The following is a 21,414-nucleotide window of genomic DNA, read 5'->3' as shown; positions in this document are numbered from 1 at the left end:
ACATGGATAAACGAAAATTGAAAAAGATCGTTATGGTGGCGGTACTTCTAAGTGCGGTCATTTTTTTATTGTTTATTTCCCTGCTTACAGTTACACAAGCTGCTGGCTTGGTCGATGATACGGTTTCCGAAGATAATCTTTATTCGCTTTATCCACTCGATCATTACCAGTTAGATTTTTATGTGGATTCGGGATGGGATTGGCTGCCTTGGAATTGGGATGATGGAATCGGAAAACAGGTCATGTATGGGCTATACACGATTACTAATTTTATTTGGATTATCAATCTCTATTTATCCAATGCTACTGGTTATTTGGTGCAGCAGGCTTATTCTCTCGACTTCATTTCAGAAACAGCGGACGCTATCGGAAAAAACATGCAAACCCTAGCTGGCATTACGTCACAGGGATTTGGTCAAGATGGTTTTTATGTCGGATTCTTGCTTCTCTTTATTTTAATCATTGGAATCTATGTCGCCTATACAGGTTTATTAAAGCAAGAAACCACCAAAGCTATGCGGGCTGTGATGAACTTTTTAGTCGTCTTTATTTTATCAGCGTCTTTTATTGCTTACGCTCCAACCTACATCACGAAGATTAATGATTTTTCGGCGGATGTGAGCGAAGCAGCTCTTGATTTGGGAAGTAAGATCCTTATGCCCAGCTCTGATAATCAAGGCGGAGATAGTGTCGATATGATACGCAACAATCTTTTTTCGATACAGATTGAGCAGCCATGGCTGTTATTGCAATTTGATAACTCGGATAAAGAAGCCATTGGCGAAGAACGGGTAGACACATTGGTTTCCACCAGTCCAGACGCTCGAAATGGGAAAACACGTGAAAACGTGGTGAAAGCAGAAATTGAAGATCAAGATAATAAGAATTTAACGATTACCAAGACCACCACCAGACTAGGGATGGTCTTTTTCTTATTCCTCTTTAACATTGGGATTTCCATATTTGTGTTTCTGTTATCTGGGATGATGATTTTCTCGCAATTACTATTTATCGTATTTGCGATTTTCCTGCCTATCAGCTTCTTATTGTCCATGATTCCGAGCTTTGAAAATATGGCAAAACAAGCCATTATGAAGTTATTTAACGTCATCATGTTACGAGCTGGCATTACGCTTGTCATGACCGTTGCTTTCAGTATTTCCTCCATGCTGTACAACTTAACCAGCACCTATCCATTTTTCTTAATAGCCTTTCTGCAAATCGTCACCTTTGCAGGCATTTATCTAAAGCTCGGAGACATTATGAGTATGTTCAACTTACAGAGTAATGACAGTCAACAAGTGGGACGGAGTGTTATGCGTCGCCCTAGACAAATTGCTCACCGCAGCACTCGCCGATTACAGCGTACCATTGGACGTTCTTTAACAGGAGCAACCGCTGGGGCCGCAGTCGGAAAAATGATGAGTTCATCAGGAAAAGCAAAACAATCCTTCTCTCCCCTACGACCGTTACAGAGGTTAACATCTAACAGGCGGAATTCAAAGGAATCAAACAATGGAGAGAAAAAATCGTTTAGCCAGAAACTCGGACAATCGACTGGAAAGGTATTAGACACCAAAAATCGTGTACGATCCAACATTCAACACCGAAAACAACAAGTCAAAGATTTACCAACAACCGCAAAGTACGCTGTCGCACAAGGAAAGAAAAATATCAAACAATCAGGAAAGAATTTTAAGCAAGGAATATCCCAAACCAAAGAAAATCGGCAACGTGAAAATGTGGAACGTACAAGCAAACACCGAAAAACTATTGCAGAAAGGCGACAGGCATTAGAGCAGCCAAAGAAACAGGATAACTCCAAGAAACAGATCGTACAAAAGAAGTCTGTCTCCCCGATGACGAAAGAGAAACAGCAAATCAAGCCGAAAGACAACATGCTTCCTAACAACCAGCCAAAACAGCAAGTACCTGTACAAAAAGAAAGACCTCAAGCATTCAACAGCCAGCAAAAGAGAAAATCAAAACAACCTGATACAGCTTCCAACACTAGGAAAAAACTACACCCTAAAACAAGTTCTAATCAGCTGCCTAAACAAACCTTACAGTCCAAAGAAAAACGGATTATCCAACGTCCTTCCCTTCCACGAAAACAGACAAAGAAACGACAAAAGCCTGCCCGTCAACGCCAAGCAGTTAGGAGGAAACGCTGATGATGTTTTTAAAAGCGAAAATTACGTTGATTGTCGGAGGGGTTGGCTTTTTACTATTTCTAGGTTTACTCACTTTTGTCGCCATTTTTATATCGGATGAAGATGGCGACTTTGATACATCTATGGATATGAGTTCTTCTAGTAACCTAAACAATACGGGACTATCAGAAGCTGTATTAGCTCATCAGCCAACCGTAGAGAAATATGCACAGGAATATGATATTAGCGAACATGTTCCTATCTTACTTGCGATTATGGAGGTGGAAAGTGGCGGAAATGCTACGGACGTTATGCAGAGCAGCGAATCATTAGGTTTATCTCCCAATTCGATAGGTACAGAAAAATCTATTGAACAAGGCACAAAATATCTTGCGGAGTTATTCCAAGCAGCCGAGGAAAAAGGAGTAGATACCGAAACCGTTCTCCAAGCCTATAACTATGGAGGCGGTTTTATTGATTATGTCGCCGATAAAGGAAATGCCTATAGCTTTGAATTAGCGGAAAGTTTTGCGAGAGAGCAAGCGAACGGAAAAAGAGTGACGTACTCTAATCCAATTGCCATCGAGAAAAACGGGGGCTATCGTTATCAGTTTGGCAATATGTTTTATGTGGATTTATTGCAGCCTTACCTGACGGATTCCAGCGAAGCTCCTTCTTTCGGAGACGAAACATTTCAAGCGGTGATGGAAGAAGCATTGAAGTACGAGGGATTCCCCTACGTTTTTGGCGGTGATAATCCGAATACCTCATTTGATTGTAGCGGTTTAACCCGATGGGTCTATCAAAAAGCGGGAATTGAACTGCCCCGAACCGCCCAAGAGCAATATGACGCTACAGAATCTATACCATTATCCGAAGCAGAGCCTGGTGATTTAGTGTTCTTTCATTCGACTTATAATACCGCAAATTATGTGACGCACGTTGGTATATTCGTTGGCGATAATCAGATGTATCAGGCTGGTGATCCGATTGGTTATGCGAATTTGACATCGTCGTACTGGCAAGAACATTTAATTGGTGCAGGGCGTATCAAAAACTAGTGGAGGGATAGAAACATGAAATTACCTTTTAGTAAAAAAGAGAAACAAATCAAGCCAAAGAAAGAAAAAAAGAGAAAAGTAAAAACGGTTGGGAAACGGAAAAAGTCGGTGCTTTTTTTGTGGATTCTGTTAATCAGCAGCCTTGCCTTTGGGATCTATAAAAACTTTACTGCCATTGATCAGCATACAGTTCATGAAAGAGAAATTGTAGAAAGCCATATTGTAGACACAACAGCGATTGAAAGTTTTACAGAGAATTTTATAAAAGCCTATTACACATGGGTAAATGAATCTGAAGAATTAGAAGAACGAACAGAAAAACTGACAGACTATCTCACAGAAGAATTGCAATCCTTAAATACGGAAATGGTTCGAGAGGATATTCCGACAAGTTCCAGTGTGCAAAATATAGATATCTGGTCTGTATCGAAAGAAACGGAAAATACTTTTTCAGTGGTTTACTCTGTACAACAAAAAATCACAGAAGGTAAAGACAACTCTTTAACAAACGCAACTTACCATATTACACTACATCAAGATGAACAAGGGAACTTAGTTATTACGAAAAATCCTACCTTGTGGAACAGCCCGAATAAAGCTGATTTCACACCAGAACAGGTGCAAAGTGATGATACGGTGGAAGCTGAAACAGCGGAAGAAGTCACAGCGTTTTTAGAAACCTTCTTTACTTCATACCCTACCGCTACAGAGCAAGAATTGACCTATTATGTGAAGAACAATGCTTTACCAGTTATTGAGAAGAACTATACGTTTTCAGAATTGATTAATCCAGTTTTTCAAGAACAGGATAATCAGATTAAAGTATGGGTTACAGTAAAGTATTTAGATGAATCGACAAAAGCTACACAACTTTCACAGTATGAAATCATATTAGAAAAAGAGATAAACTGGATGATTGTAAAGTAAACATGATAATAAATATTTAAGACTATAAGTTGCATAAATTATATTGAGTTTGTCAACTAGCTGTGTATATAGAATCAGAAAAACAGCAACTATTTAAAAAGCTGCTGTTTTTCTTATATAACTATGAATTATCATAATTGAGATCCTAATCATAACTCTGTATTGAATAATTAAAATATTTACTTCTTCCACAAATTATATATTTGTGTCCTTTTATTAAAAGCTTCTTGTCCTCCCTCCATGATATCTACAATTTTGTTTTGAATTTCTTTTTTATCTATACTACCCTTTTCAATATTTATTTTTTTTTCGTCATATGAAACAGCTATCACTTGTTCAGAATCTCCTAAAACAGGAATGTTAGCATTGTGTGTTGCAAAAATGAACTGAACATCTGATTTTCTTGCTTTTATTTCTTTAATTATTTCATTATAAATAACCTGATTATCTAAATCATCCTCGGGTTGATCAATCATTATTAAATTATTTTCTTTTTGAGACAAAATAAACAACACTAAAGCTGAAGCTCTTTGACCAATAGAATGCTTTGCAATTGGTTTACCATGATACTTTATTTCTATTTGATTAGGCACCGCAATTTTTAAATACTCAACATAATTATCCCGGATTTTCTCTTTAACTTTAGTTAGTTGATTTTCAGTTATAATTTCGGATATTTCTTTAGAGTTATCTAATAAAACATCAATTAAGAGGGATGTGAAATCTGAAAAGCTCTCACTGATTTTTCTATATATTTCTTGATTAATTTTAGTCCCTTTGAATATTTCCTTAAGTTTTTCAAAGAAATATTCTTTATTACCCTTAAAATCAATGCTGAGTTCCAACGAAGCTTGACTTGAATTTATTTTATCAATTTCTTCTTTGTAAGCATTAAACTCTTCAAGCAAAGCTTGATTTCTTTGATCAGATAGAGAACGAATCTCAGTCTCTATTTTACTTTTCCCTTCCTGTTCATCTAATGCTTGTTTAATGCTCTTATCTATCTTTTCCTCTTTGACTTTTAACTTAGCAAAGTCATCAGGATCTAAATTGGGTATATTGATTTCTCTTTTGATTTCAGCAAACTCTTCCTCATGAGATTCTATAGTTTTTTGAATTTCTTCTTGATACCTTTCAATTTCTTTAGAACTTTTATCAAGCGTTTCTTTAATCTTTACGAGTTCTTTTTTTGTACTAAATACTTTTGATGTTTCTTTAGATAACTTATTGAATAATTCAACAGATTCTTCCGACTTTAATTCTTTAAATTTGTCTAGCTCTATAAGTTCTTTTGAATTAACCAATTTCCCTATGTTTTTTATAAACTCTTTAACTGTCTCATATACATTATTAATTGCTACTTTATCTTTTTGGAATCTAACTTGCTTAGATAGTTTTTTAGATAAGCCTTTTTCTTCAAAAATTTTAATTTTATGTTGAACATCTTGTAAATTTTCCCTAAGTTCAATTATATTACTAATTTTTTCATTGGCATCAAATAATTCTCTAATCTTATTACTCAACTTTTCATCAATTTGATATATTTTTTCTTTAGAATCTCTCGTCCTGTCTCCAACAAGCTTGTTTAATAAGTTTAGTTCAAACCCATTATCCATTGATGACAAATCTTTTTGTCCAAAATATAGCGGAGCCTGAAGAACTGAATTAACTTTAGCCCCAACCTCTTGCTCATCTTCATCCAATACATGGTGAGACTCTCCCCATATTCTTCTTATCTTATACTGTTTCTGAAAATTATCTTGAAGTGTAAGTAATATTTCTCCCCCTGATTCCAAAAGATTTTTAACTACTTCTTTTTTATACGCTTCATCAGACTTGGAAGGTAAGATATCTAACGCATATCTTATTGCTTCAATAATACTAGATTTTCCACTCCCTCTAATTCCAATTAAGCTATTCAATTCAGGAGATAAGTCTATTTTTTGGTTATCCATTTTTCCACCTTTAAATTCAATAGACTTAATATATCCATGACTAACTTCTTTAGGTTGTAAGGAAACTCGATTGTTAGAGTCTTTAAATGCGAGAACAACAGAATCAAAACTGCCATCACCAATTTTTATAAAGGAATTTTTCCCTTTTCCTATTTGATCTATTGTTTTGCAATCAGATCCTTCTATGTACGGAAGTTTATAACCCATCCATTGCTCTAATTGCTTCATTTTATCCCTAGTTCTTCCTTTTTGAAAACCTAAAACCTTTTCTTTAAACCATTCATTTCTGGATAGGGTTTCAATTAGCCCGCCCTTACATTCTTCGTAAAAACCACTTTTTTGTTCAATATGAGCCATTAGAATGAAGTAATCTTTATTATAAGAATCTAAACACTTAACTGTCCCAACTAAATCTTCATTACATCGCGTATTTTCGTGTTCTCTATTCTCAATATTTTTAAAAACTTCATCAAGAAACTGATTTATATTTTCACCTTTCCCGTTAATCCAATCCTCAGGTTTAAAAATAATTAAGCAATGAATACCATTTGAACCTTCTTTAACTGATAATTCTACTCCTGGTAGAATTGTTATTCCTTCTTTATTCGCTTTTTTTCTCATTGCTTTATACTCAGATAAATCAAATTTATTGTGATTTGTTATAACTCCCAAATTGATCTTTTCTTCTTTTAGTTTTTCAATATAATCACTAATAAATCTATCCCCTTCTCCAGAATATGAAAACTCTTTATCTGCTCTAGTATGAAGATGGAAGTCAGCTCTAATCCATTCCGTACCCCTTTCAAACATAATTTAACACCCCTTTTTTGATTATCTTTTTAACACTCTAATCATACCATTTTGAAATCAAAGTTATAAGTTATTTCCATTTATTTTAAAATAGTTCTCTTAAAAATTTTATCAATATGTAATATTGGTTTTAATTCAATAGTTGTAGTTTATTTTAATTCCTTCCATTTTATTGTTTATGAATGATTGTAGAATTAAATTTCAATAATTCTTCAATTTGATTCACCACCTAACTATTTGACAGTTAATTATTTGCTGTTATAATAAACTTATTCACCAACAGAAAGGAGATGAAAAAACATATGACAAATCCTCTCGATAATCCAGATATCGAGGTTGAACTCTTTCTTACATTACATCAAAAAACAAATAAGCTGACAAAAATATTAGACTCAAGAATTAAAGTATTTGATCTGAATTTAGGTCGGCTCTGTCTATTATACATGTTAGAAGAAAGAAACTATGAAGCATTACCTTCTGAACTAAGCGACGAACTTACAGTTACACGATCTAATATTAGCGGTTTGTTACGAGCTTTGGAAAAACTGCAATATATCAAGAGAGCTTTTGACGAAAATGATCGCAGAAGAATTAAGGTAACGATGACAGAGAAAGGAAAAAAGGTTTTAGCGAAAGCTTGGCCAATTTACGAGGAAGTAATGAAAGATGTATTCGGTAAATTAAAAAATGATGAAAAGGTACAGTTATTATCTGTGATGAATAGTTTATAATCCCCTATTTTAAAGAATAGGGTTTCATTTTCACTAATAGTTAATAGGTTAACTATTAGGTATTTAATTATTTAAAAAGGAGTTTAAAAATGAAAAAAATAATTACTGCTTTATGTGTATTATCCTTCTTAGTTGGTTTTGATTTAATTGTTACAGTACCAATGTTGCCAGCCATTAGTGAGAGCTTAAATATTAATATGGAAATTAGTGGGGTTTTATTTACATCCTATGCTTTATCTTATGCTGTTTTTGGTTTGATTACTGGAAGTATGTCAGATCGAATTGGAAAAAAGAAAATACTTTTAATTGGAATTGTTATTTTTTCCATTGCTACCTTTGTGACTGGACTTTCCAATTCTTTATTTATGTTGATTGGATTTCGTATTTTAGCAGGTTTAGGGGCGGCATTAATACAGCCAACTGTTTATTCCATTGTGGGAGAAGTGATTGAATACGAAAAAAGAGGTAAAGTAATGGGTTCTGTTACAGCTGCTCTAATTCTACCAACAGTTATCGGGATACCCATCGCAGGTTTTATCACAGATATATTTAATTGGAGAGTTCCATTTTTCGCAATTGGTGTGATTGGCATTCTTATGTTTATTGTCACATGGACTGTCATTCCACAATTTAAGTCTACCAGCTCCAGTTCTATTGCAAAAATGATAGGGAAAGCACTCTCTAATCGTACAGTGACACTTACTTTGTTAATTTCATTTATGTATTATGGCGGACTAGAAGCTATTTTTTCTATCATAGGTATTTATTATAATCAATATTACGGTTTGTCGGCTTCCTATATTGGAGGAATCTTGTTAATAGCAGGAATCGCAAGTGTTTTTGGTAGTATAGTGAGTGGCAAAGTGATGGATAAACCACATAATAAGAAACGTTTGTTACTAATGGTATCCGTTATTTCTTTATTCTCCATCTTGTTACTAACGATGAATGACAAATTACTTTATATTTCTATCGTGCTAAATATTCTTTGGTCTTTTTCTTACGCTTTCGGTCAAAATATTATCAATACCTATATGTCTAATCAAGATGATCAAATTCGTACCACTGTGATGTCTTTAAATACATCAGCTATGTATTTTGGAGCAACTGTTTTAAGTATCATTAGCATTACAGTTCTAAATGCTTTTTCCTTTATAGCTGTTGGTATTTTATGTGCTATTGCCTATCTTGTATCAGCGTTATTAACTTTTAAATTACAAGCTAGATAGTAAAGGCACTTTTTTGAAAGATATAGACGATTGTTCACGCAACATTTGAGATTCCAATTCATTTGTCACAAAACACTACCTTATTTCGTTTTATTTTTATAAGAGACAAGGAGTGATTGAGATGAAAGCATTAACTTGTGTTATTGTTGGTGGAGGATATGCGGGGCTTCATGCAGTAAAATCAATTCGCAAAGCTTTTAAAAAGAGAATGGGTAAAAGAATCAGACTTATTCTAATTGATAAGAATCCTTATCATCTTCGCAAAGTCCTTCTTTTTAAGCCTGCAGCTAGTGATGAAGATATTACAGTTCCGTTAACAAAATTATTGCCTGTTGATGTTGAATTTATCCAAGCAAACGTGACACAAATCGAATCAAACGAACAAAGGGTGCTGTATCAAGATATGGCAGGTGATGAACATCTGATGCATTATGATATTCTCATCTTAGCTACAGGCAGTATTGTATGTGAACCTGATCCCGTACAAGGTGGTATACCTTTGTCGGATGTAGACGCTGCACAAAATATCCGAAAAATATGGAGTGAAAATTTAAAGAAAGCTATTAAGGAAACTGTGCCAGCAGAGCGTAGGCGATTAATGACTATTGCTGTTGCGGGAGCTGGTATAAGCGGTATCGAGACATCTGCCGAATTGGCTCATTTCGTTCGTACGGATGCAGAAGCATTGGGTCTTGACCCAAATGATGTAAGAATATACTTGCTAAATGCACATCAACGACTTTTTCAAGAAGGACCAGATAAGGTCGGTCTTAAACTAGAGCAATTACTTACGAATAACGGTATAACATTAGTTCATGGAAAAAAGTATTACAAGAAACAGCAGGGAAATTAAACCTATCCAATGGTGAAATAATAAATGTCGGGCTATGTATCTGGACATTGGGACTGTTGCCTAACCCTATACTACAAAACTTTGGGATGCTACTCACTTCAGAGGGGGATGTCGTTGTAGATGAAGGCTATCGTGTCTATGGTACTACAGGTATATATAGCATAGGTGACTGTGCACGTATTATAGAACCCAATGGACGGATAGACGGTAAAACGTGTAAGGAAGCGACTGCTCAGGCACGAAGATTGGGAAAGATTGTGTTAGCAGATATCGAAGGAAAACCTGCACCATCTCATAAAAGAGTAATAGACTTTTTCTGTTTTGGTTTGGGTCCAAAACAGGGCTTGGTATGGACACGTCATTGGGCGTTAGATATTATTCTAACAGGAAAGTTAGGTTGGTGGATTCGAAAAAAAATCTGGAATTTAGCAAGTATGTTAAAATAAACCATAAAATGGAAATAGAGGAGGGATAGGATGCACGAATTATACAGACAGTATAAAGGGCTACTGTTTACGCTCGCTTATCAACTAACAGGGTCTACTGCTGATGCAGAGGACGTTGTGCAGGATGTATTTCTAAAATTGCATGACATAAAGCAAGAACGTTTGGTTGAACCGAAAGCGTACTTGTGCAAAATGGTAACAAATCGCTGTTTGGATTTACTTAAATCAGCACGTAAAAAGCGGGAACATTATTTTGGACAATGGCTTCCCGAACCAATACCTACCTCAATAGATGAAGCGTTTGAATCGGTTGCTCAGGATGAATTGTTATCATATGCCATAATTGTACTGCTTGAAAGGTTATCTCCTATTGAACGTACAGTATTTGTTCTTCGTGAAGCTCTTTCCTTAGAATATGCTGTCATTTCAGAGTTAATTGATAAAAGTGAAGAGAATTGTCGTAAGATAATTAGCCGCTCAAGAGGAAAGTTGGGAATTGACATTAAAGAGCCAATTAATGCTCAAAATGATAATGAAGAATGGGTGCGGCAGTTCCTAGTAGCTTTGGAACAAGGTCATATTGATAATGTCGTCTCTATGCTTTCTGAAGATGTCACTTTAGTTTCTGACGGTGGTGGCAAAGCTCCTGCAGCTCTTTATCCTATTGAATCATCACATCAAGTGGCTCGGCTTCTTCTTGGGTTAATTCGTAAGGCTCCTAATTATGCAGGAGGAGTAAATATCGAACTCTCAAACATAAACGGACAAATAGGACTAGTTATGCGTTCAAAAAAAGGAATTATCGGTGTAATGCTAATGTACATTAAGAGCAATGTAGCACATAACTTATACTTTGTTTGGAATCCAGATAAATTAAGGCTATTGTCGAAATAAAAAGATATACATTCCTTTTTCTAAAATACAGTATCTCAAACAAATCTGATGAAATGAAGAAACAATTATTCCTTCATCTCATTAGATTCCTTAATACCATTTGCTAAAGATTCCATTAATATTAACTCTTTTTCTGTAAAATTGTCCATCTGTTTTTCTACCAATCTACGTCTTGAGCTTTTACCTGTATTCATATCAGGTAAAAAAAATTCATCTACAGATACATTAAGTAACGTTACAAGATCATAAAGTACCTGTATGCTAGGGTGCTGTCCCTTGTTCTCGATATTTGTTAAATAACGTGGGTCAATCTCTATCAATGATCCCACCTGTTCCCTAGTTAAATTTTGTTTTATGCGGGCTTCTTTTATGGCAAGTCCAAATTTTTTAAAATCATATTTATCTTCTTTTTTACGCATGATAAACCACCTCTATACATTTTACTGTTCCTGTTAAATGGCAAACAGGTATAGAAAAACGTATTATATGGTTAATCAGTTCAAATTGTGAATATTTGCATAGAAAAGCTACTGGCAGATAGCAATAAAAAAAACTGTTATCTGGCTGTACCTTCTTCATGCCTAAAAATATACTCCTTTTCCCAGACGACGGTTTACATAGCTGTCGTCTCTCTTTTTGTTCTGAATTGATAGCTGGTGTATGAATCTCCATTTTCCAATGAGATGACGGCTGTTAGGAGGTAGTCGTCATGCAATATATTGTTAAGCTGCAATATTTGCTTTTTGAAATCTTGTCAAAAAAGATGATTCACCTACATTGGATAAAAATAACCTTAAATGTGGTTTTTTAGGACATATAGAGAGAATTAATAAAACACATAAACAGAATGAATCATCATCTGTTTATGTGTTTTTTTATTTCCTGAAAACTTTTTTTAAATTTTTATTACTAGTAATGCAACAAATCGCCCTTTCGTATCGGGACTTACTACAAAGGGAGAAAAAAGAGCATAGCTCACTTCCTTTCATAACACGAAAGGGGGTGAAAATAATGAAACCATCTTCTTATCAAGCAACGATAGAAAATCAATTTGATTACCTTTGTAAACGTGGGATGGAAGATGAACGTATAGATTATTTCAGACACCTATCAAGAATTTCAAAACATGAAGTTTCCTTCTCTGATACAGGAGATTATCTTATCAATCAGTTCTCTACTGTCGATCACTATGCCACTGATTTACAAATGTTCACATTATATGGGTTAATCATTGGTGTGGAAAATGACTTGTTAAGTGAAGCCTTGAGGAATCTGACAAATAAAAAAAGAAACATCATTTTGTTGTATTACTTTATGGATATGAGCGACACAGAAATTGCAGAACTATTAAAAGTCAATCGTTCGACAGTTTACCGTCACCGAACCAGTGGACTAGCCTTTATTAAAAAATGTATGAAGGAGCATGCCGAATGAAAACAACTTATCTTACGGTTCCCTTTTCTCTTATCGTACAGGCAACGGACGGTGATACAGAAGCAATTAACTACATTGTCAAACACTATCGAGGATATATTACAAAACGCTCTCTCCGTCCCATGAAGGATGAATATGGGAATCAATACATGGTCGTGGATGAAGTGCTGCGAGGTAAAATACAAACCCGATTGATTACTAAAATTTTATCCTTTGAAATCAAATAATCACGTTACCAGCTTTGGAAGCGTGTTGGAGCGTTACACGCTTCCTGACTATAAGTTTGTCATTCTATCCAAGCATACTGTTTCCAGTATATTTAGATAGGCTGATAAGCCAATGTTCTTTGACAAATGAATAATACTAAAATCAGATACATTTTACTGATGGCTAGCTATTTGACAAGTACGCCAAGACTTCCAAAATGGAATGAGCGATACATACTTTGTCTCATGTAATCGTGGTGGATTACTGGCGATGACCCATCAGTTTGGATAATGATACTCCCCTATCGTCATGGTTCGAGCGTGCAAAGCGTCGCAAGCAATGAATAGGGCTGGAAGAAATACTTGCAGGAGTGAAATTCTCGTGGAGCTGTAACCAGCAGCCATCTGATTTTTAGCTTTATATTAAATCATTAATTAGAAGGTTCGCTAAATCGCTAACAAAAACCATAATGAAGGTGATTTGATGCAGAAAAACTTATATTATCCATTTTTATTAACACGAGAACAAGCTGCTGACTTTTTAGGAATCGATCCTAAGTCCTTTGATAAACACATCCGATCACACAGTGATTTAAAACGGTTCATGATCGGAAGGCAAGAACGTTTTATTATTGATGAATTAGTATCTTTCGTTAAAAAGTATTCAATTACCTAAACTAATTTGTTGATAGATTAGCAAAACCATCATAAGATAAACATGTATTCATTTTGCTGTCTATCAACTTTCTGAAAGGAAATTGATAAATGGCTAGCATTCAAAAAAGAGGCAAGTCTTGGCGAGCTGTTGTCTCCCTTTATAAAAATGGGAAATATGATAGAATCACAAAAACTTTCGACACAAGAAAAGATGCTAAATTATGGACTTTACAAACCGAGTTAGCTAAAGGAAATGGAAAACAACTTGCACAAAGAACAACAACCTTTGCAGATTTCTTTGAAAATTGGCTATATGTCGTTAAAAGAAAAGACATTAGAGAGACAACATTTCAAAATTACGAAAAAACGCTTGCGATAATCAGAAATTTATTTAAAGAGATTGAATTACAAGATTTAAATGATATTCTGGTTCAAGAAAAAATTGATGAATATGCTGAGACACATTCCCGAAAAACAACACATGAAGTCATACTCAAAATTAGAACATCTTTACGTGATGCCTATGCTCGAGGGTATATAACTAATGATTTTGCACATCTTTTAAAAGATCGCGGGGAAGTACCACCAAAAAGAAACAAACCCCTATCTATTACAGATTTAAAGAAGTTGCGTAAATACGTTATTGAACATTCAAATGTTGAATTTAATGCATTGGTATTAGTAGCTTTAGAAACGGGGATGAGAAGAGGAGAACTTCTTGCAATTCGACCAGAAAATTTGTTTGAATATGGTATTAAAGTGAGAGGCTCAATTAGTCCTACCTCTGATGATACTTCTTTAAAAACCAAAAATTCAAAACGTGATATATCCATAAATAAAGACGTATACGACGTTTTGAAAAAAATAAAAGTAAAAGATAATGGATATATCTTTAATTTTTGGGGATTCAAACAATCTCAACAATTGGCTGAATTACTAAATGAACTTGATATTGAAAAAACAACTTTTCATGGATTGCGGGATACTCATGCGTCATTTTTATTTTCACAAGATATTGACATTGTTTATGTTTCTAAGCGTTTAGGACATGTTGATATTCATACGACACAAAATTATTATTTGGAATTAATGCCAGAAAAAAAGCACCAGCAAGATGCTGATGCCTTAAACCTTTTAAACACTTTATAATATTAACGTTGATTTGCACCAATTTGCACCACAAATTGGTTGCCAACGTTGATATATCAATGTTTCTATTAACGCTTTGAGAACTGTGGTGCACGTCTTGCACCTTTAAGTCCATATTTCTTACGCTCAGTCATACGTGGGTCACGAGTCAGGTAGCCTTCTGCTTTAAGAGGCGTACGATAATCCGGATCTGCCTCTAGAAGCGCACGGGCAACACCGTGACGGATAGCTCCAGCCTGTCCAGTAAATCCTCCACCATGAACGTTTACTAAGACGTCATAAGTTCCTTGCGTTTCTGTAAGCGCAAGTGGCTGATTCAAAATAAGCAGTTGCGTTTCATATGGAAAATAGTCTTTTGCATCACGACCATTGATTTTCACATTTCCAGTGCCTGGTACTAAGCGTACACGTGCAGTTGATCTCTTACGACGGCCTGTACCGTAATATTGTACTTGTGCCAATTATGTTACCTCCTTTTGTTATCCGCGAAGCTCATAGTCCTGCGGTTGTTGTGCTTGATGATTATGCTCAGCGCCTCTAAATACATGCAGTTTCTTGCCCATTTTACGGCCTAGCGGACCATTAGGAAGCATCCCTTTAACAGCACGCTCCAACATCTGCTCAGGATATTTGGTACGCATCTCTTCTGCATTACGTTCTTTGATACCACCTGCATAACCTGTATGGCGGTAATATTTTTTGTCCGTCATTTTATTTCCGGTTAGTTCAATTTTATCAGCGTTAATGATGATAACATGATCACCAGTATCCGCATGTGGTGTGTAGGTTGCCTTATGCTTGCCGCGAAGAATCTTAGCCACTTCACTTGATAAGCGTCCTAGACGCTGGCCCTCAGCATCCACAACCAACCATTTGCGTTCGATATTCGCTTCATTCGCCATGAAAGTTGTGCCCATGATTATTTCCCTCCATAATTCATTCATTCGTTCGTTTCAAATTTTTTATTCGTATATTTCAACACAATTAGATTCCGGGGCTAATCGTGGTTTAGAAATAAATTGCCATAGATCATCTTACCCTATAACACTGGGGTTTGTCAAGAAAAATTCGCGATTACCCATCTTTTTATTCTTCATATTTGACATCCCATAAATACAAGCCTTGTGGTGGTATAGTTTCACCAACAAGTCGGCGATCTTTACTAGCCAGTAACGCTGCAATATCCGCAGTTTCACGACGTCCTTGCCCGATGTCGAGTAACACGCCAACGATAATCCGCACCATATTATATAAAAAGCCGCTTCCGCGAAAAATAAATTCCAATTCACTACCATGCTTCTCACAGGTTACCTGATAGAGCGTTCTTTCCTTGCTTCCTTTTGTCGTGGCTTTGGCAGAGGAAAACGCGGTGAAATCATGCGCCCCCTCCAACTGCCTGCAAGCCCTCTGTATGGCTTCTATATCCAAATGATAGGGAAACTGATAGTAATAGTTTCGTTTAAAAACATCCGGTTCCTTTGCATTCCATATATAATAGCGATATTCTTTCTCCACCACATCATAGCGTGCGTGAAATGAAGTAGGTACTAACGTTACTTCCTGCACATGGAGATCCGAAGGCAATAGTGTATTGATAGCACGCTTCCAATTGACCTCGGGAATGTCATAGGAAGTCTCAAAGTGAATGGTCTGACGCTTCGCATGCACACCTGTATCTGTCCTTCCAGAGGGGTGCACACGTATATGGGAACCCTTGTGAATCTTGGTTAATGCCTTTTCCAATTCCCCTTGCACAGTACGTTGTTTAGGCTGAATCTGGAAGCCGGCAAACCCGGATCCATCATAGGTAATTATGCATTTTACTTTTTGCATACCGATCAGCCTTTCTTACGTGTAACTTCTTGTAGTAAATAAAATGATAAGTACAAAGGCAAATAACAGGTAGACGCCTATATCCCGTTTCTTCACTTTCAACTGCCTTAGTTTCGTTCTTCCTTCTCCACCTTGATAACCGCGCGCTTCCATGGCCATAGCCAATTCCTCCGCCCGTTTAAATGCACTGACGAACAGCGGAATTAGCAATGGCACAACAGCCTTCACCCGCTCTTTAATAGGACCTGTTCGAAAATCTACCCCACGCGAGGCCTGTGCTTTTGATATTTTATCCGTCTCCTGCATAAGTGTGGGGATAAACCTTAAGGAAATCGACATCATCAAAGCAAGCTCATGCACCGGAAATTTGAATTTTTTCAAGGGGTGAAGCATATCCTCAATCGCGTCCGTAATCTCTATCGGTGTTGTCGTTAATGTTAATAAAGAGGTCACTACGATAAGCAGGAAAAACCGGAGCGAAATAGCGAGCCCTTGGATAACACCACCGGCATATATTTTAACAATAAAAAGATCAACAAGGAGTTTTCCTTCATTCGTAACAAATAAGTGCAGTATAAAGGTAAATATAATCAGGAACCAAACTGGTGTTAATCCTTTCATGATAAAGCGAATCGGGACGCGGGAGGTAAACACGCTGCTTGCGGCAAAGGCAAGTAAGATCCCATAGCTTAAAATATTGTTTGCAAAGAATACAATAATGACAAAAAAGAAGATAATTGTCATTTTCGTTCTCGGATCCAACCGGTGAATAAGTGAGTTACCTGGAACATACTGACCGATAATCAAGGCGTTGTTCATGAGGGGCCCTCCCCGTTTAGAACATGCTGAATCGATTGTGCTATTTCGGTTATCGATTGCTTTTTAAAGGCAATCTCTTCCCCAAATGTTGCTTCAAATAAATGTAAGAATTGGATGATCTCCGGTACATCAAGTTGAACCTGATGGAGTACTTCCTTTTGCGTAAATACGTCCTCCGGTCTTCCTTCCATATATTTCGTACCTTCATTTAAAATGATGACATGGTCTGCGTAATGTAAGGCATCTTCCATGCTGTGTGTGACAAGAACCGTTGTTAATTCCTGTTCCTGATGGAGTTGATAAAACATATCCATCATTTCCTTTTGCCCTCGTGGATCCAGTCCTGCCGTGGGCTCATCAAGTACAAGAATATCCGGTTTGACCGCCAGTACACCTGCAATAGCAACTCTGCGCATTTGCCCACCACTCAAGTCAAATGGAGATCGCTGAAGCAATTTCTCTGAAAGGCCAACGGCGGGCGTTATTTCTTTGATACGCCTCGCAATTTCATCTTTGGAGACACCGAAGTTTTCCGGACCAAATGCTATATCTTTTTCCACCGTTTCTTCAAATAACTGATGCTCGGGGTATTGAAAAACAACGCCAACGCGACTTCGCAATTCTTTCATATTACGGGGTTTGTGCTCACTTGTTAGATGAAAATCGCCAACGGAGACTTCCCCTTCACTTGGGCGGATCAAGCCATTTAAATGCTGAATGATCGTCGACTTGCCGGAACCCGTGTGGCCAATAATCGCAACATAGGAACCGGAGGGAATGTGAAATGATAAATCATCAATCGCCTTATGGGCAAACGGAGATTGACGCTGATAGATGTAGCTCACGTTTGTGAATGTAATGTCCATAAATCCTCCACCAATTCCTCATGATCTAACGGTTCTTTACTTAGCTTGACACCTGCTGTTTGAAGTTCATCTGCTAACATGGCCACCAATGGAACGTCTAGCCCAATTTTTTGAAGGGCTTCTCGTTTTGAGAAGATTTGACGTGGTGTAGCCTCGTCCCAAACTTCACCATCGTTCATCACAATAACTCGCTCAGCTTGGACAACCTCCCGCAAGTCATGGGTGATTGTAATTAATGATAGATCGTTTCGCTTCTGAACAGCAGAAACGGCCTCCATTATTTCCTTGCGTCCTTGTGGATCAAGCATAGCAGTAGCCTCATCTAAAATTAGCACTTTTGGGGAAATAGCTAATACACTTGCAATCGCCACCCGTTGCTTTTGTCCACCTGAAAGACGATGCGGCTCAGTTAGCACGTAGTCATTCATTCCAACTGCCCTTAATGTTTCATCAATACGCCGCACCATTTCCTCTCGCATAACACCTCGATTTTCCATTCCAAAGGCCACATCATCCTGTACGGTAGTTCCAACAAATTGATTATCCGGATTCTGGAAAACCATCCCCACATCCCTGCGAATATCCCAAATAGATGCTTGGTTTACTGTCTGACCATTGATTACGATTTCACCCTCCTGGGGAAATAATAACCCATTCAGCAGTTTCGCAATCGTCGATTTGCCAGAACCGTTATGGCCAATAATCGCAACCCATTCTTTATCATATATATCAAATGAACAATTCTTCAATACCCAGGGTTGGTCGTCTCCATAACGAAACGACACATTTCTGAACTCTATTAACCTTCCCCTCATCGGCGCTCCTCCTCCAGCACTCCCGCTTAACCTTTCCTACCCTTGTTGCTTTTGACACACACGATATAAACTGCGACGTAACTTGAAGTATGATGCCCCCGCTCCGGTAATACATTTCGCTTTCCGCGGGCGGCTGGTGAGCCCTCTCATGCTAACGCACTTCGAGGTCTCACCTAGGCCTTTGCTCCCGCAGGAGTCTACATGTGTTTCCTCCGCTGGTAGTGAGTTTACTGTATTATTAACGAAGCAGTTTCATGCTGTCAGTAGTCCGGGTGAGTGGAGGGCAATCGACTCCTGCGGGAATAGCACGTGTCCGAAGACCCCGCAGGAAGCGGTTTTCTTCCGAGGAGGCTGAGGCCGTGCCCTAAGGTCCGCGATTGCCCGTAACGATCCCGGACGGTGGCAAATATTGCACACTACGTCGCAGTTTATATCAACTCCGAAAAGCTACAATACCTATGAAAAGAGCATCCTACAAAAAAAGGGCTTGGTTTCACCTCATTGAAGAGATTAGCCCCGCCCTTGTCGCATACGCACATTAAACTAGTTCAATGATTGCCATTTTTGCTCCATCACCTTGACGAGCACCTAGTTTAAGTACACGCGTATATCCACCTTGTCGATCTTCGTAACGCGCGGCAACATCATCGAAAAGTTTTTGGATAACATTTTCGTTTTCGTTTGCTTCCTGGTTATATAAGAATGATGCAGCCTGACGACGTGCATGAAGATCTCCACGTTTGCCAAGTGTAATCATTTTCTCTACTACCGATTTGAGTTCTTTCGCTTTTGCTTCTGTTATTTCAAGCCGCTCATGAATAATTAAATCAGATGCAAGGTTGCGAAGTAGTGCCATACGAGTGTCTGTTGTACGACCGAACTTTCTTACCATGGACTATCCCTCCCTTTCCTGTTGCTTCGGATTATATCGCTAAAATCCGAGGTTTAAGTGAACAATTGCGTAGAACCATGTCCAGCTCCAGCCTTTTTCAAATCTCTAAAGGTGTCAAATGAATTAGTCGTCATCACGTAAACCCAGGCCAAGATCGTCCAGTTTTACTTTTACTTCTTCCAGTGATTTACGACCTAAATTACGGACCTTCATCATGTCTTCTTCTGATTTATTTGCAAGTTCCTGAACCGTGTTAATTCCAGCTCGTTTCAGGCAATTATAAGATCTGACAGAAAGATCAAGTTCTTCAATTGTCATTTCCATTACTTTTTCTTTTTGATCTTCTTCTTTTTCAATCATGATTTCCGCGCTTTTCGCCTCGTCTGTTAAACCTACGAAAATATTAAGATGCTCTGTAAAGACTTTTGCCGCTAACGAAACTGCTTCTTCAGGTCGGATACTGCCATCCGTCGATACATTCAACGTTAATTTATCGTAGTCTGCAACTTGCCCAATACGCGTATTTTCTACGGTATACGACACACGTGACACTGGAGTGAAAATAGAATCAATAGCAACGACCCCAATTGGTTGTTCATCATGTTTATTTTGCTCCGATTGCCTGTAGCCACGTCCGCGTGCTGCAGTTATCTTCATATGCAAGTTGCCTTTGCTATTAAGTGTAGCAATAGGTAATTCAGGATTTAGAATTTCCACATCACTATCATAGGTGATGTCTGCAGCTGTAACCTTTCCTTCTCCCTGTACATCGATCTCTAATGTTTTCTCAGCGTCAGAGTAAATCTTTAGAGCTAGTTTTTTCAGATTCAAAATTATTGTTGTCACATCTTCAACAACACCATCAATTGTCGAAAATTCGTGTAGCGCTCCGTCAATTTGAACTGATGTCACAGCAGCACCTGGAAGTGAGGATAATAGAATACGACGCAAGGAGTTTCCAAGAGTGGCACCATATCCACGTTCGAGCGGCTCGACTACAAATTTCCCAAATGTAGCATCTTCGCTGACTTCTACGGTTTCAATTTTTGGTTTTTCAATTTCGATCATCAATAAAACCCTCCTTTAAAACGTCGAAACTCCGGCTAGACTTGACTTGCCTAACCGAAATTCCCCAAATAGACAGCCCTAGTCTGCGCTATTCGTTTACTTTTCGTACATCGTTGTCATCGGAAGCTATCGGTATAAGGTTTAAAACTTATACGTTTAGCCATCATCATCCATTATGGACAGTGTGACAACTTCTCATACCTATACATTTAAACACGACGACGTTTGGGTGGGCGGCAACCATTGTGAGGAACTGGTGTTACATCCACAATTGCTGTAACTTCCAAGCCTGCTGCCTGAAGTGAACGAATTGCTGCTTCACGACCAGCGCCAGGGCCTTTAACCGTTACTTCCAATGTTTTCATGCCGTTATCTACAGCTGTTCTTGCAGCAGTTTCAGCAGCCATTTGTGCAGCAAAAGGGGTTGATTTACGAGAGCCTTTAAAGCCGAGTGCGCCTGCTGAACTCCAGCCAATTGAATTACCTTGTTTATCCGTAATCGTCACAATTGTATTATTGAACGTTGAACGAATATGCGCTACACCTGTATCAATATTCTTTTTCACACGACGCTTACGTGTAGTTGTTTTACGTGCCATTAGCTTCCCTCCTTACT

Annotated in this window: 23 protein-coding genes; 12 read left to right on the top strand and 11 right to left on the bottom strand. The window is 37.6% G+C overall.

The window, feature by feature from the left end:
- Window positions 1–2 precede the first annotated feature (2 nt).
- The 3 genes from KFZ56_RS01195 to KFZ56_RS01185 are packed head-to-tail and all read left to right on the top strand — an operon-like array spanning window position 3 to window position 4,141.
- Complete coding sequence (locus KFZ56_RS01195) at window positions 3–2,174, top strand: CD3337/EF1877 family mobilome membrane protein (protein ID WP_222639588.1); 2,172 nt, start codon at window positions 3–5, stop codon at window positions 2,172–2,174.
- Window positions 2,174–3,214, top strand: a complete 1,041-nt coding sequence (locus tag KFZ56_RS01190; protein ID WP_222639585.1) for a bifunctional lytic transglycosylase/C40 family peptidase — start codon at window positions 2,174–2,176, stop codon at window positions 3,212–3,214. The genes KFZ56_RS01195 and KFZ56_RS01190 overlap by 1 nt, the downstream gene beginning before the upstream one ends.
- A gap of 15 nt (window positions 3,215–3,229) precedes the next feature.
- Window positions 3,230–4,141, top strand: coding sequence for a conjugal transfer protein (locus KFZ56_RS01185; protein WP_222639582.1), 912 nt, complete (start codon window positions 3,230–3,232; stop codon window positions 4,139–4,141).
- A 179-nt stretch (window positions 4,142–4,320) separates the two neighbouring features.
- On the opposite strand, the gene KFZ56_RS01180 is transcribed toward KFZ56_RS01185, so the two are convergent.
- Window positions 4,321–6,906, bottom strand: a complete 2,586-nt coding sequence (locus KFZ56_RS01180; protein ID WP_222639579.1) for a TrlF family AAA-like ATPase — start codon at window positions 6,904–6,906, stop codon at window positions 4,321–4,323.
- 302 nt (window positions 6,907–7,208) lie between these two features.
- Here KFZ56_RS01180 and KFZ56_RS01175 point away from each other — a divergent pair, with 302 nt between their 5' ends.
- The 5 genes from KFZ56_RS01175 (at window position 7,209) to sigJ (ending at window position 11,059) form a co-directional block, all read left to right on the top strand.
- A complete protein-coding gene (locus tag KFZ56_RS01175) occupies window positions 7,209–7,637 on the top strand; it encodes a MarR family winged helix-turn-helix transcriptional regulator (RefSeq protein ID WP_222639576.1) in 429 nt (142 codons plus the stop codon).
- Window positions 7,638–7,726: 89 nt separating this feature from the next.
- Entirely contained in the window at window positions 7,727–8,866 is a 1,140-nt protein-coding gene (locus KFZ56_RS01170; RefSeq protein ID WP_222639573.1) for an MFS transporter, read from the top strand.
- A 121-nt stretch (window positions 8,867–8,987) separates the two neighbouring features.
- Entirely contained in the window at window positions 8,988–9,719 is a 732-nt protein-coding gene (locus tag KFZ56_RS19405) for an NAD(P)/FAD-dependent oxidoreductase (RefSeq protein ID WP_255584750.1), read from the top strand.
- A 47-nt stretch (window positions 9,720–9,766) separates the two neighbouring features.
- A complete protein-coding gene (locus KFZ56_RS19400) occupies window positions 9,767–10,165 on the top strand; it encodes an NAD(P)/FAD-dependent oxidoreductase (RefSeq protein ID WP_255584748.1) in 399 nt (132 codons plus the stop codon).
- A gap of 30 nt (window positions 10,166–10,195) precedes the next feature.
- Window positions 10,196–11,059, top strand: a complete 864-nt coding sequence (gene sigJ / locus KFZ56_RS01160) for an RNA polymerase sigma factor SigJ (RefSeq protein WP_222639571.1) — start codon at window positions 10,196–10,198, stop codon at window positions 11,057–11,059.
- A gap of 65 nt (window positions 11,060–11,124) precedes the next feature.
- On the opposite strand, the gene KFZ56_RS01155 is transcribed toward sigJ, so the two are convergent.
- Entirely contained in the window at window positions 11,125–11,478 is a 354-nt protein-coding gene (locus tag KFZ56_RS01155) for a helix-turn-helix domain-containing protein (RefSeq protein ID WP_222639569.1), read from the bottom strand.
- A gap of 592 nt (window positions 11,479–12,070) precedes the next feature.
- Here KFZ56_RS01155 and KFZ56_RS01150 point away from each other — a divergent pair.
- The 4 genes from KFZ56_RS01150 to KFZ56_RS01135 all read left to right on the top strand — a co-directional run bounded on the left by KFZ56_RS01150 (window position 12,071) and on the right by KFZ56_RS01135 (window position 14,505).
- Window positions 12,071–12,493 carry an RNA polymerase sigma factor gene (locus tag KFZ56_RS01150; protein WP_222639566.1) on the top strand — a complete coding sequence of 141 codons (423 nt, stop codon included), beginning with the start codon at window positions 12,071–12,073 and terminating at the stop codon, window positions 12,491–12,493.
- Window positions 12,490–12,720 carry a helix-turn-helix domain-containing protein gene (locus KFZ56_RS01145; RefSeq protein ID WP_222639563.1) on the top strand — a complete coding sequence of 77 codons (231 nt, stop codon included), beginning with the start codon at window positions 12,490–12,492 and terminating at the stop codon, window positions 12,718–12,720. Before KFZ56_RS01150 ends, KFZ56_RS01145 begins: the two co-directional genes overlap by 4 nt.
- Window positions 12,721–13,183: 463 nt before the next feature.
- Window positions 13,184–13,375, top strand: coding sequence for a helix-turn-helix domain-containing protein (locus tag KFZ56_RS01140; protein ID WP_222639560.1), 192 nt, complete (start codon window positions 13,184–13,186; stop codon window positions 13,373–13,375).
- 89 nt (window positions 13,376–13,464) lie between these two features.
- A complete protein-coding gene (locus tag KFZ56_RS01135; RefSeq protein WP_222639557.1) occupies window positions 13,465–14,505 on the top strand; it encodes a tyrosine-type recombinase/integrase in 1,041 nt (346 codons plus the stop codon).
- Between the two features lie 68 nt (window positions 14,506–14,573).
- Here KFZ56_RS01135 and rpsI read toward each other — a convergent pair whose 3' ends face one another.
- The 9 genes from rpsI to rpsK all read right to left on the bottom strand — a co-directional run bounded on the left by rpsI (window position 14,574) and on the right by rpsK (window position 21,397).
- Window positions 14,574–14,966, bottom strand: a complete 393-nt coding sequence (rpsI, locus tag KFZ56_RS01130; protein WP_222639554.1) for a 30S ribosomal protein S9 — start codon at window positions 14,964–14,966, stop codon at window positions 14,574–14,576.
- Window positions 14,967–14,984: 18 nt separating this feature from the next.
- Window positions 14,985–15,422, bottom strand: coding sequence for a 50S ribosomal protein L13 (gene rplM, locus KFZ56_RS01125; RefSeq protein ID WP_222639551.1), 438 nt, complete (start codon window positions 15,420–15,422; stop codon window positions 14,985–14,987).
- 169 nt (window positions 15,423–15,591) lie between these two features.
- Window positions 15,592–16,338 carry a tRNA pseudouridine(38-40) synthase TruA gene (gene truA / locus KFZ56_RS01120; protein ID WP_222639548.1) on the bottom strand — a complete coding sequence of 249 codons (747 nt, stop codon included), beginning with the start codon at window positions 16,336–16,338 and terminating at the stop codon, window positions 15,592–15,594.
- A 15-nt stretch (window positions 16,339–16,353) separates the two neighbouring features.
- On the bottom strand, window positions 16,354–17,157 hold the full coding sequence (locus KFZ56_RS01115) for an energy-coupling factor transporter transmembrane component T family protein (RefSeq protein WP_222639545.1): 804 nt from the start codon (window positions 17,155–17,157) through the stop codon (window positions 16,354–16,356).
- The gene (locus KFZ56_RS01110) at window positions 17,154–18,023 is read right to left on the bottom strand and encodes an energy-coupling factor ABC transporter ATP-binding protein (protein WP_222639543.1); all 870 of its coding nucleotides are present in this window, start codon (window positions 18,021–18,023) and stop codon (window positions 17,154–17,156) included. The genes KFZ56_RS01115 and KFZ56_RS01110 overlap by 4 nt, the downstream gene beginning before the upstream one ends.
- A complete protein-coding gene (locus KFZ56_RS01105) occupies window positions 17,999–18,838 on the bottom strand; it encodes an energy-coupling factor ABC transporter ATP-binding protein (RefSeq protein WP_222639540.1) in 840 nt (279 codons plus the stop codon). The genes KFZ56_RS01110 and KFZ56_RS01105 overlap by 25 nt, the downstream gene beginning before the upstream one ends.
- Before the next feature lie 538 nt (window positions 18,839–19,376).
- The gene (gene rplQ / locus KFZ56_RS01100; RefSeq protein WP_222639537.1) at window positions 19,377–19,730 is read right to left on the bottom strand and encodes a 50S ribosomal protein L17; all 354 of its coding nucleotides are present in this window, start codon (window positions 19,728–19,730) and stop codon (window positions 19,377–19,379) included.
- Window positions 19,731–19,853: 123 nt separating this feature from the next.
- Window positions 19,854–20,798 (bottom strand): DNA-directed RNA polymerase subunit alpha, encoded by a 945-nt coding sequence (locus KFZ56_RS01095; protein ID WP_222639534.1) that lies wholly within the window; start codon window positions 20,796–20,798, stop codon window positions 19,854–19,856.
- Window positions 20,799–21,007: 209 nt separating this feature from the next.
- Window positions 21,008–21,397, bottom strand: a complete 390-nt coding sequence (gene rpsK / locus KFZ56_RS01090) for a 30S ribosomal protein S11 (RefSeq protein WP_222639531.1) — start codon at window positions 21,395–21,397, stop codon at window positions 21,008–21,010.
- Between the last annotated feature and the right edge of the window lie 17 nt (window positions 21,398–21,414).

It is taken from the genome of Virgibacillus sp. NKC19-3, from assembly GCF_019837165.1.
GTDB lineage: Bacteria > Bacillota > Bacilli > Bacillales > Amphibacillaceae > Virgibacillus_L > Virgibacillus_L saliphilus.
Note: the sequence above shows the minus strand (reverse complement) of the source record. Positions and strands in the feature narration are given on the sequence as shown.

What these genes read in the sequence shown, in the direction of transcription:
- sigJ (WP_222639571.1), top strand. Translation starts at nt 10,196, where the DNA reads ATGCACGAATTATACAGACAGTATAAAGGGCTACTGTTTACGCTCGCT.
- KFZ56_RS01110 (WP_222639543.1), bottom strand. Translation starts at nt 18,023, where the DNA reads ATGGACATTACATTCACAAACGTGAGCTACATCTATCAGCGTCAATCT.
- KFZ56_RS01155 (WP_222639569.1), bottom strand. Translation starts at nt 11,478, where the DNA reads ATGCGTAAAAAAGAAGATAAATATGATTTTAAAAAATTTGGACTTGCC.
- KFZ56_RS19405 (WP_255584750.1), top strand. Translation starts at nt 8,988, where the DNA reads ATGAAAGCATTAACTTGTGTTATTGTTGGTGGAGGATATGCGGGGCTT.
- KFZ56_RS01190 (WP_222639585.1), top strand. Translation starts at nt 2,174, where the DNA reads ATGATGTTTTTAAAAGCGAAAATTACGTTGATTGTCGGAGGGGTTGGC.
- KFZ56_RS01135 (WP_222639557.1), top strand. Translation starts at nt 13,465, where the DNA reads ATGGCTAGCATTCAAAAAAGAGGCAAGTCTTGGCGAGCTGTTGTCTCC.
- KFZ56_RS01115 (WP_222639545.1), bottom strand. Translation starts at nt 17,157, where the DNA reads ATGAACAACGCCTTGATTATCGGTCAGTATGTTCCAGGTAACTCACTT.
- KFZ56_RS01180 (WP_222639579.1), bottom strand. Translation starts at nt 6,906, where the DNA reads ATGTTTGAAAGGGGTACGGAATGGATTAGAGCTGACTTCCATCTTCAT.
- truA (WP_222639548.1), bottom strand. Translation starts at nt 16,338, where the DNA reads ATGCAAAAAGTAAAATGCATAATTACCTATGATGGATCCGGGTTTGCC.
- KFZ56_RS01170 (WP_222639573.1), top strand. Translation starts at nt 7,727, where the DNA reads ATGAAAAAAATAATTACTGCTTTATGTGTATTATCCTTCTTAGTTGGT.
- KFZ56_RS01195 (WP_222639588.1), top strand. Translation starts at nt 3, where the DNA reads ATGGATAAACGAAAATTGAAAAAGATCGTTATGGTGGCGGTACTTCTA.
- KFZ56_RS01140 (WP_222639560.1), top strand. Translation starts at nt 13,184, where the DNA reads ATGCAGAAAAACTTATATTATCCATTTTTATTAACACGAGAACAAGCT.
- KFZ56_RS01095 (WP_222639534.1), bottom strand. Translation starts at nt 20,798, where the DNA reads ATGATCGAAATTGAAAAACCAAAAATTGAAACCGTAGAAGTCAGCGAA.
- rplQ (WP_222639537.1), bottom strand. Translation starts at nt 19,730, where the DNA reads ATGGTAAGAAAGTTCGGTCGTACAACAGACACTCGTATGGCACTACTT.
- KFZ56_RS01150 (WP_222639566.1), top strand. Translation starts at nt 12,071, where the DNA reads ATGAAACCATCTTCTTATCAAGCAACGATAGAAAATCAATTTGATTAC.
- KFZ56_RS01145 (WP_222639563.1), top strand. Translation starts at nt 12,490, where the DNA reads ATGAAAACAACTTATCTTACGGTTCCCTTTTCTCTTATCGTACAGGCA.
- KFZ56_RS01185 (WP_222639582.1), top strand. Translation starts at nt 3,230, where the DNA reads ATGAAATTACCTTTTAGTAAAAAAGAGAAACAAATCAAGCCAAAGAAA.
- rpsK (WP_222639531.1), bottom strand. Translation starts at nt 21,397, where the DNA reads ATGGCACGTAAAACAACTACACGTAAGCGTCGTGTGAAAAAGAATATT.
- KFZ56_RS01175 (WP_222639576.1), top strand. Translation starts at nt 7,209, where the DNA reads ATGACAAATCCTCTCGATAATCCAGATATCGAGGTTGAACTCTTTCTT.
- KFZ56_RS01105 (WP_222639540.1), bottom strand. Translation starts at nt 18,838, where the DNA reads ATGAGGGGAAGGTTAATAGAGTTCAGAAATGTGTCGTTTCGTTATGGA.
- rplM (WP_222639551.1), bottom strand. Translation starts at nt 15,422, where the DNA reads ATGGGCACAACTTTCATGGCGAATGAAGCGAATATCGAACGCAAATGG.